Annotated in this window: 14 protein-coding genes, 1 tRNA gene and 1 pseudogene; 6 read left to right on the top strand and 10 right to left on the bottom strand. The window is 65.5% G+C overall.

Going from position 1 to position 16,578, the window contains the following annotated elements; translation table 11 throughout:
- Positions 1-4: 4 nt before the first annotated feature.
- From QM590_RS09345 to QM590_RS09335, 3 genes and pseudogenes are all read right to left on the bottom strand, one after another.
- On the bottom strand, positions 5-1,387 hold the full coding sequence (locus QM590_RS09345) for a DEAD/DEAH box helicase (protein WP_269594596.1): 1,383 nt from the start codon (positions 1,385-1,387) through the stop codon (positions 5-7).
- Positions 1,388-1,610: 223 nt separating this feature from the next.
- A pseudogene (locus tag QM590_RS09340) lies at positions 1,611-2,925 on the bottom strand (HNH endonuclease).
- Between the two features lie 131 nt (positions 2,926-3,056).
- Positions 3,057-3,132: transfer RNA gene (locus QM590_RS09335), tRNA-Arg, on the bottom strand.
- A 142-nt stretch (positions 3,133-3,274) separates the two neighbouring features.
- On the opposite strand from QM590_RS09335, the gene QM590_RS09330 reads away from it, so the two are divergent.
- Positions 3,275-3,496 carry a hypothetical protein gene (locus QM590_RS09330; protein ID WP_269594597.1) on the top strand — a complete coding sequence of 74 codons (222 nt, stop codon included), beginning with the start codon at positions 3,275-3,277 and terminating at the stop codon, positions 3,494-3,496.
- Positions 3,497-3,570: 74 nt separating this feature from the next.
- Here QM590_RS09330 and QM590_RS09325 read toward each other — a convergent pair whose 3' ends face one another.
- The 3 genes from QM590_RS09325 to QM590_RS09315 all read right to left on the bottom strand — a co-directional run bounded on the left by QM590_RS09325 (position 3,571) and on the right by QM590_RS09315 (position 8,057).
- Positions 3,571-5,988: an FtsX-like permease family protein gene (locus QM590_RS09325; protein ID WP_269594598.1), complete on the bottom strand. Its 2,418-nt coding sequence runs from the start codon at positions 5,986-5,988 to the stop codon at positions 3,571-3,573.
- A 50-nt stretch (positions 5,989-6,038) separates the two neighbouring features.
- A complete protein-coding gene (locus QM590_RS09320) occupies positions 6,039-6,740 on the bottom strand; it encodes an ABC transporter ATP-binding protein (protein ID WP_269594679.1) in 702 nt (233 codons plus the stop codon).
- An 84-nt stretch (positions 6,741-6,824) separates the two neighbouring features.
- Entirely contained in the window at positions 6,825-8,057 is a 1,233-nt protein-coding gene (locus QM590_RS09315; protein WP_094633082.1) for a PucR family transcriptional regulator, read from the bottom strand.
- 335 nt (positions 8,058-8,392) lie between these two features.
- Between QM590_RS09315 and QM590_RS09310 the strand changes: the two genes are divergently transcribed.
- Together QM590_RS09310 and QM590_RS09305 are read left to right on the top strand one after the other, a co-directional pair.
- Positions 8,393-9,298 carry an acyl-ACP desaturase gene (locus QM590_RS09310; protein ID WP_269594599.1) on the top strand — a complete coding sequence of 302 codons (906 nt, stop codon included), beginning with the start codon at positions 8,393-8,395 and terminating at the stop codon, positions 9,296-9,298.
- Positions 9,299-9,449: 151 nt separating this feature from the next.
- Positions 9,450-10,310 carry a universal stress protein gene (locus tag QM590_RS09305; RefSeq protein WP_149405099.1) on the top strand — a complete coding sequence of 287 codons (861 nt, stop codon included), beginning with the start codon at positions 9,450-9,452 and terminating at the stop codon, positions 10,308-10,310.
- Here the strand turns inward: QM590_RS09305 and QM590_RS09300 are convergent.
- The 3 genes from QM590_RS09300 to QM590_RS09290 are packed head-to-tail and all read right to left on the bottom strand — an operon-like array spanning position 10,303 to position 11,990.
- Complete coding sequence (locus QM590_RS09300) at positions 10,303-10,629, bottom strand: cupin domain-containing protein (RefSeq protein ID WP_032395790.1); 327 nt, start codon at positions 10,627-10,629, stop codon at positions 10,303-10,305. The two genes, QM590_RS09305 and QM590_RS09300, sit on opposite strands and share 8 nt — an antisense overlap.
- A 54-nt stretch (positions 10,630-10,683) precedes the next feature.
- Positions 10,684-11,193: a dihydrofolate reductase gene (locus QM590_RS09295; protein WP_269594600.1), complete on the bottom strand. Its 510-nt coding sequence runs from the start codon at positions 11,191-11,193 to the stop codon at positions 10,684-10,686.
- The gene (locus QM590_RS09290; protein ID WP_269594680.1) at positions 11,190-11,990 is read right to left on the bottom strand and encodes a thymidylate synthase; all 801 of its coding nucleotides are present in this window, start codon (positions 11,988-11,990) and stop codon (positions 11,190-11,192) included. Before QM590_RS09290 ends, QM590_RS09295 begins: the two co-directional genes overlap by 4 nt.
- A 29-nt stretch (positions 11,991-12,019) precedes the next feature.
- Between QM590_RS09290 and QM590_RS09285 the strand changes: the two genes are divergently transcribed.
- The gene (locus QM590_RS09285; RefSeq protein ID WP_269594601.1) at positions 12,020-12,886 is read left to right on the top strand and encodes a DNA-formamidopyrimidine glycosylase family protein; all 867 of its coding nucleotides are present in this window, start codon (positions 12,020-12,022) and stop codon (positions 12,884-12,886) included.
- Here QM590_RS09285 and QM590_RS09280 read toward each other — a convergent pair.
- Positions 12,879-14,423 carry a carboxylesterase/lipase family protein gene (locus QM590_RS09280; protein WP_149405102.1) on the bottom strand — a complete coding sequence of 515 codons (1,545 nt, stop codon included), beginning with the start codon at positions 14,421-14,423 and terminating at the stop codon, positions 12,879-12,881. The genes QM590_RS09285 and QM590_RS09280 overlap by 8 nt on opposite strands.
- A gap of 74 nt (positions 14,424-14,497) precedes the next feature.
- Between QM590_RS09280 and QM590_RS09275 the strand changes: the two genes are divergently transcribed.
- Positions 14,498-15,058: a molybdenum cofactor biosysynthesis protein gene (locus QM590_RS09275; RefSeq protein WP_269594602.1), complete on the top strand. Its 561-nt coding sequence runs from the start codon at positions 14,498-14,500 to the stop codon at positions 15,056-15,058.
- Between the two features lie 126 nt (positions 15,059-15,184).
- Complete coding sequence (locus QM590_RS09270; RefSeq protein WP_269594603.1) at positions 15,185-16,576, top strand: GntP family permease; 1,392 nt, start codon at positions 15,185-15,187, stop codon at positions 16,574-16,576.
- The last annotated feature ends 2 nt before the right edge of the window (positions 16,577-16,578 follow it).

The following is a 16,578-nucleotide window of genomic DNA, read 5'->3' as shown; positions in this document are numbered from 1 at the left end:
GAGATCAGCGGCTGCGCTGGCTCGTGGCGGGGCCTGCTGCACGACGGCTGTGTCCGCCGCCACCGCTACGCGGCTGACCACCGCTGCGGGGCTGTCCACCGGAGCGCGGCTGCCCACCGGATCGGGCCGGGCCGCCGCGTCGGGCGTTGTTGCTGTTGCGAGGGTTCGCGGCGCGAACTTCCGGCTCGGCCTTCGGCATCGGCTGGACGTAGCGAGCCTGCTCACCGACGAGGTTCGCCACTGCGGGCGAGTCGGCGGTGACGCGGACGGGCGTGACCTTGATATCGGCCTTGCGCAGCAGAATTGCGGTGTCCTTGCGCTGCTCGGGCAGGACGACGGTCACGACGTCTCCGGCGCTTCCCGCGCGTGCGGTGCGGCCGGAACGGTGCAGGTACGCCTTGTGCTCGGCCGGGGGATCGACGTGGACGACCAGCTGGACGTCGTCGACGTGGACGCCGCGGGCTGCGACGTCGGTGGCGACGAGAACACGGGCCTGGCCGGAGGAGAACGCGGCGAGGTTGCGGTCACGGGCGGCCTGCGAGAGGTTGCCGTGCAGGTCGACGGACGGGATTCCGGCGTCGGTGAGCTGCTTGGCGAGCTTGCGGGCCTGGTGCTTGGTGCGCATGAACAGGATGCGGCGTCCGGTGCCGGAGGCGAGCTGGTGGACCAGCTTCTTCTTGGCTTCGACGCCGTCGACCTCGAACACGCTGTGCGTCATGGCCTCGACGTGCGACGTGGCCTCGTCGACGGAGTGCGTGATCTGGTTGTGCAGGAATCGCTTGACCAGCTTGTCGACGCCGTTGTCCAGGGTCGCGGAGAACAGCATGCGCTGGCCCTTGTCCGGGGTGGCGGCGAGGATGCGGGTGACGACGGGCAGGAACCCGAGATCGGCCATGTGGTCCGCCTCGTCGAGGACGGTGATCTGAACGCCGTCGAGGGTGAGGTGGCGCTGCTTCATCAGGTCTTCGAGGCGACCGGGGCACGCGACGACGATGTCGACTCCACCCTTGAGTGCGGAGACCTGGCGGACCTGCGAGACACCACCGAAGATCGTGGTGACCTTGAGCGAGTACGCGGACGCGAGTGGTTCGATCGCGACGGCGATCTGGGTGGCGAGCTCACGCGTCGGCGCGAGGATCAGGCCACGGGGGCGGCCGGGCTTGCGGTTGCCGGGAAGCTGGCCGGCGAGGCGAGCGACCATCGGGATGGCGAATGCGAGTGTTTTACCGCTGCCGGTCTTTCCGCGTCCGAGCACGTCGCGTCCCTGCAGTGTGTCGGGAAGGGTGTCGGCCTGGATGGGGAATGCCTCGGTCTTGCCCTGGCTCGCGAGTACATCCGCGATGGCCTGGGGTACGCCGAGTGCAGAAAAAGTCTGTGGGGTCGTCATAGTGATGGAAAGTGCCTTTCGGGCAGGGTGTTGCACCTGCGGGCCTTCGGGCCGAGATGCAAGGTGGCGAGACTGCCGGTGGGCAGTTTCGATCGCCGTAAGAGAAGCCTGTGCAGGGTGCACATGGAGGTTCGGGAGCATTCCACGACGTCTGGCGTGCAGCTACGCGCGCCGTTGACGAGTGTAACCGAGTCGGTGCTCGGTATCTTCCCGCCGCAACCCGTCATGCGGCGTCGCCGTCGAAGAGACCGGTGATCATCACGTTCTCGATCGTCGAGCTGTACAGCTCGACCACCGGCATCGGCGGCGCACTCGAGTCATAGCTGTGCCCGGTGGGTGAGATGAGCCGGTAGCGGTGTCGCGCGTTGCGTTTGTCTCGCCATGCTTCGGCTGTCCAGCCATCACCTTCTTTGGCGTAATTGCATGCGGCACAAAGGCCTGCGCCGTTCTCGGCACTCGTTCTGCCACCCGCGGAGTGCGATCTGATGTGATCGTGGTGACGGATCGGTGCGTCGCACCACGGGGTTCGGCAGGTGCGATCGCGGAGATCGATCAGGCGTCCCAGCGCGGTGGGAAATGCGCGCGAAGTGGACTCCACTGCCGTCAGCGCACCGGACTTCGGGTGCGCGTAGAGACGGCGCAATGCGACGTGCGTCTCACTGTCGAGTGTGTCTCGGATCAGTTGCCGTGCGACATCGGACGGAATGTCGCCGTAGCCGTGCATGTATGCGGACGTGTCACCGCCGGCGAGGAGGGTGGAATCCGAGATGACGATGTCGACGGTCACCGGCGGTCCCTGTGCTGCGGATGCGCCGGTGACCCGCTCGAATACGAGGTCGGCCATGATCTGGTCGCGGGTTCGCGTGTCACCGCCGGAGTTGATGATGGTGTCGGCGTCTCGTCGCAGCGTCGCCCACATGCAGACCATCTTCTCCATCGAGGTGAGGACCGTGAAGAAGCCCATCGATTCGGGTGCGGGACGGGTGTTGGTGCGGCGGCCGGCGTAGGCCTTGGCGCGTCGTCTCACCTGGGAGGCGGCGTCGAGTTCGTTGGCGAGTGCGCGGGCGCGGCCTTCGATGGTGCGGTCGCCGGCACCGGCCAGAGTGGCGGGGTCTGCGCACAGTCGTGCGTCGATGGTGCGGCGATCGTCGACGGTGAGGCATGCAGTTTCGCGAGCCAGGATCATGGCGCGCCACTCGTTGAGTTCCCCAGCTTTCAGCCGCGCGAGGGTGTGCGGCATTTCGTGCACGAGCGCGAGCGAGGCCCAGGTGAGTGCCCCCACGGTTCGGTGATTCGCGCCGAGCCAGTCCGATCTGTGACGCAATACCATTGCGCCACTGGGCTTTCGGCTTTCCGCGCTCTCTGCGTTCGTTGCTGATGGCTGTCGCAACGGCGTCGGTCACCACGGCTTGGGTTGCCACGCTGGCGCTCTTGACGGTCTCGAGAGCGGAGATCAAATCGATGCCGGCTGCTGCGTCGACATCGAGATCGGACGCCTGAAGACGCGCAACGAAGCGCAGCACTTCATCGGACGTCAACGGTGAATCTTGTACAGCTGTGACCACGAGTTCCTCCCCAGTACTCGAATGCATGTTCGATAGTACGGGGAGTTTCCTGGCTGCGCAACAGTTGCCAGCAATTGGGGAGGGTGGAGCGCGAAGTCGACTCGTGGTGCCCTCGGCAGGATTCGAACCTGCGACCTACCCTTTAGGAGAGGGTTGCTCTATCCCCTGAGCTACGAAGGCTGGTGATCGTTCTGCTGATCCGAAGCCATTGTCCAGCAACGGCTTTCGATCCATCGAACAATCGGTTGCGGATGGGTCTGCCGCCGCACTGAACAGCCGGCCCACATCGCGCTCGCTAGTCTAGCGGCCTACCGTGCCAATCGTGAAGCAGGTTGCCGCTGCTCCTCCCCGTCCCGGTCGGCGATGCGATCAAGTTCAGGGCGGTGCGGTGCTGGTGAGCGGTGTGATCGGCAGCCGATTCGATGCCGACGAAGCGTCGAATGTCGCGGGTGAAGGCGTCGGTCATCCTCGAACAGACGCGCGCGCATTCGCCAAACGCGCGCAGAGTCGCCGGCCACTGGCTGTCTATTCCGCTCGCACCTGACAAACGCGAGCGCATTTGCGGATCCCGAGGCCGGAGCCCGTCTGCGGATCCCCGCCCGAGGCCCCGCCCACCATCTAATCCGCCGCGATGGCGTCCACGATGCTCAGTCGAGAGGCATGCACGGCAGGTGGAGCCGAACCCAACAGCGACAGGCCGAGGGCGACGAGTCCGTACAGCAGCACCGACCAGCTCGCGGTGTAGGCGACCGGAATTCCGATGCTGGCTCCGAGGATCAGGGTGCTCAGATACTGCAGGCCCGCACCGATGATCAGGCCGAGCACACCACCGACGACGCCGACCGAGAGCGCCTCGGCGAGCACCATTCGCGCCAGGGTTCCGCGGCCACCGCCCATGGCGCGCAGTACGCCGAGTTCACGTCGACGCTCGAGTACCGACAGTGTCAACGTGTTGAGCAACGCGACGGCAGCGACGAGCGCGACGATCCACTGCAACGCGATGGCCAGTGCCCCGGACTGTCGGATAGCGGCGCTCGTTCCCTCGAGTGCGGCGCCGCCGGTGTAGACGAACGCCTCGGGTGGCAGCGCTGCGCGCAGTGAATCCTGTACTGCCGCAACGTCTCCGTCGACACTGATCTCGAGGTAGGTAGCCCCGGGCCGGTCGTACCAACGCTGCATCGAATCCAGCGAGATCGCCATCGTCCCGCCGGCGGCGTTGATGTATTCGACCAGGTCCAGCACCCGCACGGTCTGCACCCCGGTCGGCGTCGGCAGCTCGATGGAGTCGCCCACCGAGACACCGAGTGTTCGGCCGAACCCCTGTGACAGCACCACACCCTCGCCGGCGAGCACTGCCGCGCGCACGTCGTCGGAGAGCGATGCGAGCGTCACCGCGTTGCTACCGTCGGCGACGCCCTGGATTGATACCGTCTCGCCGTCGATCGTCGCGTATGCCCACTGTCCCTCGACGATGCGAGAGACCCCCGGCGTCGCCCGGACAGCGTCGTCGACAGAGGCGGGAACGATCGGGCCCGACGGTATGGCGTCGGGTGAGGTCATCGACACGTACAGGTCGGTGTTCGCCAAGGACGACAACGATTCGGCTGCCGAGTCGGTCATGTTGGTCAGCGAACCCGACACTCCCACACTGACTCCCACGGCGATCACGATCGTCATCACGGTGGCCCAGATACGCCGCGGGGCGCGTTCGATGGTGGCGGTCGCGAGGCGTCCGGCACCACCCCAGCGGCGGGGGACCGCTGCGGTGACGGACACGATCGGCCCGGTCGCGCCGACGCACAGAGCGACGACGCCGAACATGAACAACGCACCGGCTCCGAGGGTCAACTGCCCGTCGACGTTGACGGCGAAGAGGAAGGATCCGGCGACGGCGAACACACCGAACACGGTCGCGGCCAGGGTGAATCGCAGACCGGGGCCACCGGAGGTCTCTCCGCCGCCGACTGCGAGCGCTTCGATCGGCGAGATGCGATACACCTGCACGGCGGCGACGGCCGAGGCCCCGACGCAGGCCAGCACGCACGCGACGATCGCCACCGGTATCGCGAAGCCGGGCAGCACGTATTCGATTCGCGCATCGAAGGCCTGCGAGAGGAACGGCGGCAGCCTTTCGATTGCAATGCGGCCCATCACGATTCCCAGCGGAACTCCGACGGCACCGCCGACGAGACCGACCAGAACGGACTCGAACAGCAGGTCGCGGACGATGTCGCCGCGGCGGCCGCCGACTGCCCGGAGCAGAGAGATGGTGGGTCGACGCTTCGCGATGGCCATGTTCATGACGTTGAAGACGAGGAACGCCGCGACGACGAACGCGATGAGCGAGACCATCAGTGTCGCATTGCGAGTCAGGCTCATCGCCTGGTTCGCGCGGTCGGCCCGGAAGTCCGGATTCATCACCGACACCCGGCCGGCCAATGCGGTATCGAGGTCGGTGCGCAGAGAGTCGCCGCTGCCGAGGACGAAGATCGAATCGAGCTCATCGGGGCGGTCGGTGAGCGTCTGAGCCGTCGGGACGAGTGCGACGGCGAACATGCCCCCGCCGATGCGCTGTGTCCCGGGGCCGTCGACCACGCCGACCACCGCGGTCGGAACATCGTCGATGGTGACGGTGTCGCCCTGCGTCAGACCCGTTGCGGCTCCGACCAACACCCCGCCCGGATCGGTGAGCAATCCTGACGCGTTTCCGACGGCACCTTCCAGATCGGATTGCAGTGCCGTGATGGATGAGTCGACACCGAGAATCGTCAGGTCTCCGACATCGGACCGAACGGTGCTGCGTAACAGTGGAACCGCTGTCTCGACGCCGGGAACAGCACGTACGGCGTCGAGTTCGCTCTGATCGAAACCGGAGTCGGTGACACCGACGATCTCGTAGTTCGCGTTACCGGCGATCGACACGGCGAGCCGCTCGACGGAGCCGGTCAAGGAGCCGTACGTGCCGAGGACGGCGATGAGCAGCCCGGCCGCGACGGCGACGACACCGGCCGAGACCAGCGAACGCACCCAGTGCATGCGGAGATCGCGAAGGCTGATGACTCGAAATCTGCTGAGCGCGGTGCCTATCACCGATCGAGGCCGGCCGTCAGAGTGTCGGTCTCGACGCGACCGTCGATCATGCCGACGATGCGATCGGTGGACCGTGCTGCCTCGAGGTCATGGGTCGCCATCACCACTGCTCGACGCCCGTTGCTGGCGTGCGCCACGTCGGCGAGGATCTCGAGGACGTTGTGGGAGGTTTTCGAATCGAGATTGCCGGTCGGTTCGTCGGCGATCAGCAGCGCCGGATCCATCATCAACGCCCGGGCGATCGCGATGCGCTGGATCTGACCACCGGACAACTGTGCCGGCCGGTGCTCGGATCGGTTCGAGAGTCCGACCATCTCGAGCAGACGCATCGCGTCGGTCTTGGCCTTCTTGATGGGTGTGCCGTCGAGCAGCTTGGGCACGGCGACGTTCTCCCACGCGGACATCGTCGGCAGCAGGTTGAAGAACTGGAAGACGAACCCCACCTGGTGGCGTCGGAAATCGGATTGGGCGTTGTCGTCGAGGGTGGTGACCTCGACGTCGTCGAACCGGATGGAACCCGACGTCGGTGTGTCGAGAGCGCCGAGCATGTGCAGCAGCGTCGACTTTCCGGCACCGGACGGCGCGACGAGCGAGACGAACTGGCCACCCTCGATGGTGAGATCGATACCGTCCAACGCGCGTACCGGTTGCTCGCCGGTGGGGTACTCCTTGACCACACCGGACAGCTCGAGCTTCAAATTGGTCATGCAACGATCCCCTGCTCCTCGAATACTTCCGACGCTACCTGCCGTCGGGTCGAGAAACCGGTCGGAGTTCTCAGATCACGCTGCGCCGCGCGAGGATTCGAGCCGCCGGGCCACCAGTGCGGCCTGCAGGTGCCGAATTCCCGAGGGACGGGTGGGATCGAACCCGGTGAGTTGCGCGATCCGCTTGAGGCGGTAATCGACGGTGTTGGTGTGCAGATGGAGCTGGCGAGCGGACCGCTGACGGTTCAGATCGTGGGAGATGTGGATCTCGAGGGTCTCGAGCAGCTCAGGGGACGAATCGAGGGGCTCGAGGATCTGGGTCAGGTGGCGACGGCCGGGGCCAGGCCGCGTGAGCTGGTACTCCAGCACCAGGTCGTCCATGCGATACAGGCCGGACGGGCGGTGCAACTGGTGCGCCAACGACAGCAGTTCGTGTACCTGATCGGCTGCGGTGGGGATGTCGGCGGTTGCGGCCTGTTCGGCGGTGACTGTGACGGGAACCTCGGCGGCGGTACCGATGCGATGCACCAGGGCCTCGACCCACTCGTCGTCGTGGGTACCGGGGATGAGCACGGTGCCACCCTCGGTGCTGAGCAGAGACAGGGGAGTGCGTCCGCAGATCGTGGCCAGCTCGGCCTGGACGCGGCGCAGCTTTCTACGGGCGGCGACGGTCTTCTGAATGTTGGGATCGTTCTCGTCGGGGTGCGGCGGAACAGAGATGGCGAGCACGAGGTAGCTGTCGGCGAGTTCGATGCCGGACTGACGGGCCATCGATACCGCGTTGTGGCCGCTGAGCAGCGAGGTCACCAGGGTGTGCGCTGCCGTGTGGTGCTCACTTGCCACCGCTTGGAGCTCCTCGACGTAGCTCTTGCTGGCGGCGATGGACACCTTCTCCGACAGCAGCACGAACATCCGCGCAGCCTCGATCAGTTGAGCGGCGTCGCCCTCACCTGCCCTCTTGGACACCAGATTCCAGCCGATCTGGATGCCCTCGTGGTAGACGCTGAGCACGGACTCGAGGGGCACGCCCTCGCGTGCCCACTGGCTGGCTTTGACGCGAAGTTCGGCCAGGTCGGACTCGGCCGGAGCGCGCCGTTCGTCGAGCATCTGCACGGCGATGCTGATGCATTTGACGGTGAATTCGGTGACGTCGCCGTGGAGCTGTTCGCCCGGCAACGACCCGCAGGGGGTGTTGGCGGCGAAGTGCCCCACGAGGAGCCGTGCCACTGCACGGAAGTCGCGAAGAGGAGCCGACGCAGGCTGACCCGCGACCATGATTCCGAGGCTAGTCGAGTTGTGAACGGTCACAGATCAACCCTTCGTGTTGGGATCTTCAGGTCATCGGAGAGCAAACTTACTTGCGCGTATCGATGCGCTTCCGCGGCTCAATGTATGCAATCCCCGACGAAACCGCGGCGTTTTCGTACTTCAAGTTTGTTTCCTGGCCTCTAACAGGGTCGATCATAGGTTGTTATCAACGCGTGATCCACCATTTCGGCAAAACTCGTTGTGACCTGTCTCGAGCGCGCGCCCCGAGCGCTTGCGACTTGCCCTAAACAATCTGCAAGCGCTCCACGGTGCGAGTTCGGCGGATCTACCTTTGTCTCCGTCGGAGTGGGTAGGCGGGCGACGAAGGGGCGGGTATGCGCAGAGATATCGGGCAGTTCGCGGTACTGCGAGAACTGTTGCCGACCATCGAGGCCAACCTGGCTCGGCATCGCGCCGAGGCCGTTCTGTGGGAACCGGCCGACTACGTCCGAGCCGAGATGTACTGGGGTTCGCGTCCCTCGACCCTGACCGAAGCTGCCAAAGCGGCACTCGTGACCACCCTGCTCGTCGAACAGAACATTCCGCTGTATCGGCGGGATACTGCAGCCTTCGAGAACGGGGTCTGGCCGTCGTGGCTGACCGAGTGGAGCGACGAACGAACCCGGCATGCAGTGGCCGTCACCGATTACCTGGTCGCCACCCGCAGCGTCGATCCGGTCGCCCTCGGTCGAGCCCGAGCGCAGTGCATGACGGTGGGTTTCGACGCCCCGATGAACGGAGCGCATCTGCTCCGGTCGCTGGCCCAGGTCACCCTCGACGAGTCGGTGTCGAGCATTTGCCATCGCAACACTGCCGTTCAGTGCCACGATCCGGTGGCCGATCGCCTGCTCGGACGCATCGTCGCCGATCAGGACCTGCATGTCCGCTTCTTTTCGGACCTTGTTTCTGCGGCGCTCGAGGTGGCACCGTCGCTCACCGTCACGGCGATCACCGAGGTCGTCATGAACTTTCAGCTGCCGGGCACCAACCTGCCGGGGTTCGCGCGCAGCGCGATGCTCATCTCGCGGGACGGAATCTACGATCTGCGCCGCCATCTCGACGATGTTCTGCGACCCCTGTTGGCGCAGTGGCGCATCTTCGAGCGCACCGATCTCGGTGCCGGAGCCCGCAGTCGCGACCAACTGGTCGACTATCTCGATCATCTCGGCGCCCAGGACGCCGCAACCCAGCTCGGCCGCACACGAGTCCGGGAATACTCGAACGCATTGCGCGCCAGCTGACACCACATACCCCGGGGGGTCCGTGGGAACGGTGCCTCTTCGGTTCGATTCGAATCGAAGAGGCGCTCGGGCGGACCCCATCGACTAGCCTGAACGCCTATTCGTCATACGCGCGAGGATTGGTTCTCGCGCAAGACCGGAGGCCCGAAACGTGACAGGCTCTCGACCGATCATCGTCGGTATCGACGGATCCGCTGCAGCGGACAAGGCCGTGATCTGGGCGGCTCTCTGCGCTCACCGACGGGATCGGCGATTGCACATCGTCACTGCCGTCGACATGCCGGGGGTGGTCGACCTGAGCGAATTCGCAGGAGAAGCAACCGAATTCGTTGCCACGGCCAAGTCGAGGTTGGTGGCGGCAGAAACGCTGGCCGCACTGGTCGTCGACGATCCAGCCTTCGAGGTGACCTCCAGTGCCGTCGAGGGCGGCGTGATGGATGTTCTCATCGGCGTCTCGGCACAGGCCGAGATGCTGGTGATCGGGGCCAGCGAAACCGGCGCTGTCACACTCTCGTTGGCCGCGCACAGCGTGTCCCCGGTCGCGGTGGTGCGAGGCCGCGACATCGATGGCCGCCCGGTTGCCGAGGGGCCGGTGATCGTCGGTATCGACGGCTCGGACGTCAACCAGGCTGCGGTCGAGTGGGCGTTCGTCGAAGCATCCGCTCGGGACGCCGTGCTGATCGCGGTTCACGTGTGGTCCGATGTCGATCTCACCCAGTCGTTCGGCCGTGCGCCCAAGGACTGGCAGGCCATCGCCGACGGCGAGGAGGTTCTGCTGGCAGAGAGCCTCGCCGGCTGGCAGGAGAGATTCCCCGACGTCGAGGTGCAGCGCGTCGTCGCTCAGGACCGTCCGGTGCGGGTTCTGAGCGGACTGTCCGAAACCGCGGCGTTGATCGTGGTGGGCAACCGGGGGCGTGGCGGATTCGGTGGAATGCTGTTGGGCTCCACCAGTTTCGCGCTCGTCAACACCGCGGACTGTCCGGTGCTGGTCGTGCGGAAAGCGCTCACATAGCGACGGTCAGCAAGAAGCTCACGTCTTCGAGGGCCTCGACGCTGTGTCGGGCGTCGGGGATGACGAGAAGGTCGCCGGTCGAGCCCTTCCAGGAGCGCTCACCGGAGATCAGTTCGAGCTTGCCGCTGAGCACCAGGACGGTGGACTCGCCCGAGAGGTCGTGCTCGGCCAGCTTGTTGCCGGCGGCCAGTGCCACCACGGTCTGCCGCAGGTGGCGTCGGTGACCGCCGTACACCGTCTGTGAACTGCGGCCACTCGACGCGCCGACTGCAAGTTTGAGCTGTTGGCGGGCAAGGGCGGTGAGTGACTTCTTGTCCATGATCGTCAGTATGACGCACCGCTCGCAGTCGCGACGGGGGAATCCTGAACGCGCTCAAGAAGGTTGGGTAGGCTTTCCGTACTCGACCCAGCGGAATCGGGTTCCGTCGACCCGGCTGCTCTGCCACTCACCTGCCGTCGCGACCCAGCCGTCGGGAATCTCGGGGGCTTTCGTATCGCCCTCGACGTCGAGATCGACCTCGGTCACTTCCAGGTGGGTCGCGATATCCATTGCACTGCGATAGATTTCGCCGCCCCCCATGAGCCAGACCGGGCTCTCGCCTACCAGGGCCACGGCGTCGGCGACACTCGGTGCGTTCTCGGCACCGTCGGCGGTCCACGAGGGGTTGCGAGTGACCACGATGTTGCGACGGCCCGGCAGTGGACGGAACTTCGCGGGCAGTGAGTCCCAGGTCTTACGGCCCATGATCACCGGATGCTCGGCCGTCTTCGATTTGAAGTGCGCCATGTCCTCGGGGACGTGCCAGGGGATCGATCCCGCGTCTCCGATGACGCCGGCGGTGGTCTGAGCCCAGATCAGGCCGACGAAGTGCGGTGCACTCACACCGCTACCGGGGCCTTGATCGCCGGGTGATGCCGGTAGTCCACTATCTCGATGTCCTCGTAGGTGTAATCGAAGATCGAATCCCGTTGCGCCAGTCTCAGAGTGGGGTACGGATACGCCTCGCGTGAGAGCTGCTCGGTGACCTGCTCGCGGTGGTTGTCGTAGATGTGGCAGTCGCCGCCGGTCCAGACGAACTCGCCGACCTCGAGGCCGGTCTGCGCCGCCACCATGTGCGTGAGCAGTGCGTAGCTGGCGATGTTGAACGGCACGCCGAGAAACATGTCTGCGCTGCGCTGGTAGAGCTGGCAGGAGAGTTTTCCGTCGGCCACGTAGAACTGGAAGAACGCGTGGCACGGCGGGAGCGCCATCCGCGGGATCTCGCCGACGTTCCACGCCGAGACGATCATTCGCCGCGAATCCGGATCGGTCTTCAGGGTCTCGATGACCTGGCTGATCTGGTCGATGTGCTCGCCCGACGGGGTGGGCCACGACCGCCACTGCACTCCGTAGACGGGGCCGAGTTCGCCGTCCGGAGCGGCCCACTCGTCCCAGATGCTGACGCCGCGCTCTTGGAGCCACGTGGCGTTCGAGTCTCCGCGCAGGAACCACAACAGCTCGTAGACGATCGATTTCAGGTGGACCTTCTTGGTGGTGATCAACGGGAAGCCCGCTGCCAGATCGAAGCGCATCTGATGCCCGAACACGCTGGTGGTGCCGGTTCCCGTGCGGTCGGATTTCGCCGTCCCGGTATCGAGGATGCGGCGCAGCAGATCTTCGTACGGAGTCGGAACCATCACGACGGTCATCGTAGCTGCATACTGGACGCATGCCGGAATTACCCGAGGTGGAAGCCCTTGCCGGCTTTCTGCGCGAGCATGCCGTCGGAGCCGTGATGGGCCGAATCGACATCGCTGCGCTGAGCGTTCTCAAGACGTTCGATCCGCCGATCACCGAGCTGCAGGGCAAGGACGTCACCGATGCCGCCCGCTTCGGAAAGCACCTGGCGCTCCGAGCCGGTGACCTCTGGCTGATCACCCATCTCTCGCGTGGAGGATGGCTGCGGTGGGTGGACAACCCCAGCGCCGCGCCGCCGAAGCCGGGCAAAGGGCCCCTCGCGCTGCGGATCCACTTCTTCACCCCCGAGGGAGCGACGCCCGCGATCGATCTCACCGAAGCGGGGACCAAGAAACGGCTGGCGGTGTGGGTGGTACGCGATCCGCAACAGGTGGCGAGTATCGCCCGGCTCGGACCCGACGCGCTGACGGTCACCGAGCTCGAATTCGCCGAGATCCTCAGCAGCACCACCGCGCGACTGAAGACTTCGTTGGTGGATCAGTCGCTGTTGGCCGGCATCGGCAATGCCTACTCGGACGAGATACTGCACGTGGCGAAGCTCTCGCCGTTCGCATCCTCGAGCAAGCTCGATCCCGAGGCCGTCGGGGCGCTGTACGCGGCGATGCGCTCGGTGCTGTCCGACGCGGTGGCCCGCTCGGCCGGGCAGGATGCGGCGCGTCTGAAGGGGGAGAAGAGATCGGGGATGCGCGTGCACGCCAGGACCGGACTTCCGTGCCCGGTGTGCGGCGACCCGGTACGCGAAGTCGCCTACGTCGATCGCTCTTTTCAGTACTGCGCGACGTGCCAGACGGCCGGCAAGATTCTCGCCGACCGTCGCATGTCACGACTGCTCAAGTGACGGGCTCGAGCTTCTGGCTGTCGTAGCCCCGGTAGCCTTCCCACGCTTTGCGACGGTCGCTCCGTGGGTCCTTCTGTACCCGGGTGCGGGTGTCGAAGATCAATGTCTTGCGGTCGGTCTCGTTGTACTCCGGCCACGATTCGAGGGGTTTTCCGTTGGTGGCGAACGCAATCCAGTTCGACTGGACCTGCTCGGTGACTTCGGCGAAGGCCTTCCGTCCGCCTGCGAGCGTCAGCGCCTTGCCGAACAGTGTTTCGCTGATGCCGAACACGGCGAACAACTCGAAGCCGTGGGTGGCGTCGAATCCGAGCAGCTTCATCGACCGCGGGGCGAAGTCGAACCGGTAGAAGTACGTGGGTGCATGACGCGAATGTCCTTCGGCCACTTCGAGCGAGGGCTTCCAGAAGGTGAAGTCGCCGCCGAAGTCGATGGCTGCCCGCTCGTTGGGGTAGCCCCGGTAGCCTGATGTGACCACGGCCTCGGCGTCGGGATCGGTGAGGGAGAACAGCTTGGTGATGCGCTCGGGGTTGGTGGGCAAAGCGTCGAGGAACTTCGGAAACAGTGTTCCCTCACGGGCATTGGTGCCGATGATCAGCGGGACGCGGTGCGCCGTTCCGTTCGCGTATGCCTCGACCGGGCTGACCGGGAGGAAGTCGCCGTCGATCACCGGGCCGAACGGGAGCAGCCCCGGGGTGCGGTGCAGGGTGGTGAGGCCGAGTTTGGTGCCCGCCCGGCCGAGCCGGAGCACCTCGGCGTTGTCGAGGGTCTCGGTGGCGGTCTCGACCGTGCCGCCGAGGTAGCCGACGTACTCGCGCGCCCACTGATCGGCGCGCTCCTTGGTGGCCGTCATTCCCGGGGCGGAGCTTTCGGAAATAGCTTGCGCGAACAGGCCTTTCGCGGCGGGAACGGTCATGAGAGTGGTGACCGCATTGCCGCCTGCGGACTCGCCGAAGATGGTGACGTTGTTCGGATCGCCACCGAAGTTCGCGATGTTGCGCTGCACCCATTCCAGCGCCGCAACCTGATCCCGCAAGCCCAGGTTGGAGTCGAACGGCCGCTCGGGAGTGGAGAACTGGGACATGTCGAGGTACCCCAGTGCGCCGAGTCGGTAGTTGACCGACACGTAGATGATGCCGTCGCCGTCCTTCAGCGAGCGGCGGACCAGAGAGCCGCCGCCGTACAGCGGGGTCGCCGATGTGCCGAGCGTGTAGGCACCACCGTGGATGAACACCATGACCGGCCGCGGGCTCGCGCTCGGTGTGCTCGGGGCCAACACGTTGAGCGTCAGGCAGTCCTCGCTCGACGGTTGGTACTTGCCCACTGCGAGCATCGTGCCGCGCTTGTGCTGAACGGAGGCATTGCCCCACTCGGTGGCGTCGCGCACACCCGACCAGGGCTCGGTGGGTTGGGGCGCTCTGAAACGAAGCGGTCCGACGGGCGGGGCGGCGTAGGGAATGCCTCGCCAGGTGGTCAGATCACCCACCGGCTTTCCCTCGATGATGCCGTCCGATGTGGTCACGCGGGTCGTCACAGCCATGTCGCGAGTGTACTGATCTCTCCTTACCCGCGGGTGAGAACAGCGGGGGACGGGCACACGGCAGACTCGAAGGCATGTCCTTCGAGTACCGCGCCGAGATCGTGCAGCTGCTGCGAGCGCCCACACACGCCTATTTCGGCAGATCCAAGGACGGCCCGGCCGACGTACCGACGGACCTGCCGGAGAGTGTCGAGATCGTGGCCCACAAGGGCATCCGGGGCGATCGGTTCTTCGGCGTGCGGGCGCATACCGAGGCGGCGGTGAGCTTTCTGGCCGTCGAGGCCTGGGAGGCAGTGGGGGATGTGCTCGGCGTCGAGGTCCCCGACCCGGCCGTGGCCAGAAGAAACGTCGTAGTGCGTGGGCTCGAGCTCGACCCGTTGCGAGGTCTGGAATTCGAGCTCGACTCCGGTGACGGCTGGATCCGCTTTCGCGGTGGACGACCGGCCCACCCGTGCGCGTGGATGGACCGGATGGTGGTCGACGGTGCCCGTAAAGCGTTGATCGGTCGCGGCGGGCTTCGCGTGGAACCGTTGTCCGACGGGATCTTGCGGGTCGGCGAGTTGGCGGTGCGCTCCCCGGTCGAACTCGATGCCTCGCGAGCTGCGCTGTCGGTTCGGCGCGCACAGCCCATCTGACCGCAAGTCGGGGTCACTCTTGCTCACGAAGTAAATCTGTGCCCATAATGTGAGCAATGGTGCGACGCATCACACCGGTCCGTCTTCGATGGCGACGGTCACTCTCTCTGGTGGGAAGAACTGCCGATGTCCGACATGTGGATCGTGATCAACACCGTCGTCGCTGTGCTGGCGGTGGTGGTCTTCATCGTTCGTTTTCACTTCAATCCGGTGATCTCGCTGGTTCTCGGGGCCGCGTATCTGGGTCTGGCGACAAAGCTCGGAGTGTCGACCACCGTCGACACCATCACGGGCGGATTCGGCGAGATCATGGCCGAGGTGGGGCTGCTCATCGCCTTCGGAGTCCTGATGGGTTCGGTGCTGCAGGAGATGAGCGCCATTCAACGACTCGTCGGCACGTTGCTGAAAACGTTCGGCCCCAAACGGCTCCCGTACGCGTTGTCGCTGACCATCGCGACCGTGCTGCAGTCTATCTTCCTCGACGTGCTGCTGGTGATCTCCGCTCCGCTCGCTCGAAACCTCGCCCCCAAGATCGGTAAGTACGGTACGGCGAGAATGGCTACAGCACTGGCTATTTCGCTCGAATGCGGGATCGTGTTCATGGTCCCCGGTGTCGCGACGCTCGCGCTGGCCGGACTGCTCGGAGTGCCCCTGGGCAAGATGATGATCTACGGGTTGATCCTGATCGTTCCCGTCGTCGTGCTGTCGGTGGCCATCATGTCGTTCGTCTTCCGACACGGCTGGTGGAACGAGGAGAAGGACGAGCAACAGATCACCGTAGTCGAGCAGCCTGTGGTTCCCGAGCCCGCCGATTCCGACGACGAGCCCCTCGAAACCGGAGGTGGCGTGGCGCAGAAGGTGCGCACCGAGAAGCAGACGTCGCTGCTGGTGTTGCTCTCGCCGTTGCTGCTCGCGCTCGTTCTCATCGCAGTCGGAGCGGTTCTCGAAGTCGCCGAAATCTCGGTTCCGGTGGTCGAATTCATCGCCAGCCCGGTCATCGCGCTGCTCATCGGCCTGGTGGGGACCTGCCTCATCGGCCGCTATCACGTCGGTCAGGCCCGGGTGGAGAAGGCTCTCGCCCGTGGTTTCGCCGAGAGCGGTCAGATTCTCATCCTCACCGGTGTCGGTGGTTCGCTCGCGGCCGTCATCAACGAGGCCGGTCTCGGCGACATCCTCGGCCAGTACTTCACCGCCAGCACCGCGGCTCCGTTGTTGATGGTGTGGGTCATCGCTGCCGCGTTGCACATCGCCGTGGGCTCGGTGACGATCTCGGCCATCACGTCCGCGGGCATTCTGGCACCGGTCGCTCCGTTGATCGGGCTCGATCCGGTGTTCATCGCGCTCGCCGCCGGTGCCGGATCGCTGTTCGCCGTGCACGTCACCAGCAACACCTTCTGGCTGCTGCAGTCCTTGATGGGACAGTCGACCAGGGGCACACTCAAGACGTGCTCGGTGGGCGTCTCGGTGGCATCGGTCATCGCCATCGCCTTGATCGTGCCGATGAGCTGGATCCTGTGAGC

This window comes from Rhodococcus sp. IEGM 1372 (assembly GCF_030056835.1).
Classification (GTDB): Bacteria; Actinomycetota; Actinomycetes; order Mycobacteriales; family Mycobacteriaceae; genus Rhodococcoides.
Note: the sequence above shows the minus strand (reverse complement) of the source record. Positions and strands in the feature narration are given on the sequence as shown.

Bases quoted from the DNA above. Each gene is read 5' to 3' on its own strand.
- QM590_RS09345 (WP_269594596.1), bottom strand. From the start codon at position 1,387: ATGACGACCCCACAGACTTTTTCTGCACTCGGCGTACCCCAGGCCATC.
- QM590_RS09325 (WP_269594598.1), bottom strand. From the start codon at position 5,988: ATGCACTGGGTGCGTTCGCTGGTCTCGGCCGGTGTCGTCGCCGTCGCG.
- QM590_RS09310 (WP_269594599.1), top strand. From the start codon at position 8,393: ATGCGCAGAGATATCGGGCAGTTCGCGGTACTGCGAGAACTGTTGCCG.
- QM590_RS09300 (WP_032395790.1), bottom strand. From the start codon at position 10,629: ATGGACAAGAAGTCACTCACCGCCCTTGCCCGCCAACAGCTCAAACTT.
- QM590_RS09285 (WP_269594601.1), top strand. From the start codon at position 12,020: ATGCCGGAATTACCCGAGGTGGAAGCCCTTGCCGGCTTTCTGCGCGAG.
- QM590_RS09280 (WP_149405102.1), bottom strand. From the start codon at position 14,423: ATGGCTGTGACGACCCGCGTGACCACATCGGACGGCATCATCGAGGGA.
- QM590_RS09275 (WP_269594602.1), top strand. From the start codon at position 14,498: ATGTCCTTCGAGTACCGCGCCGAGATCGTGCAGCTGCTGCGAGCGCCC.
- QM590_RS09270 (WP_269594603.1), top strand. From the start codon at position 15,185: ATGTCCGACATGTGGATCGTGATCAACACCGTCGTCGCTGTGCTGGCG.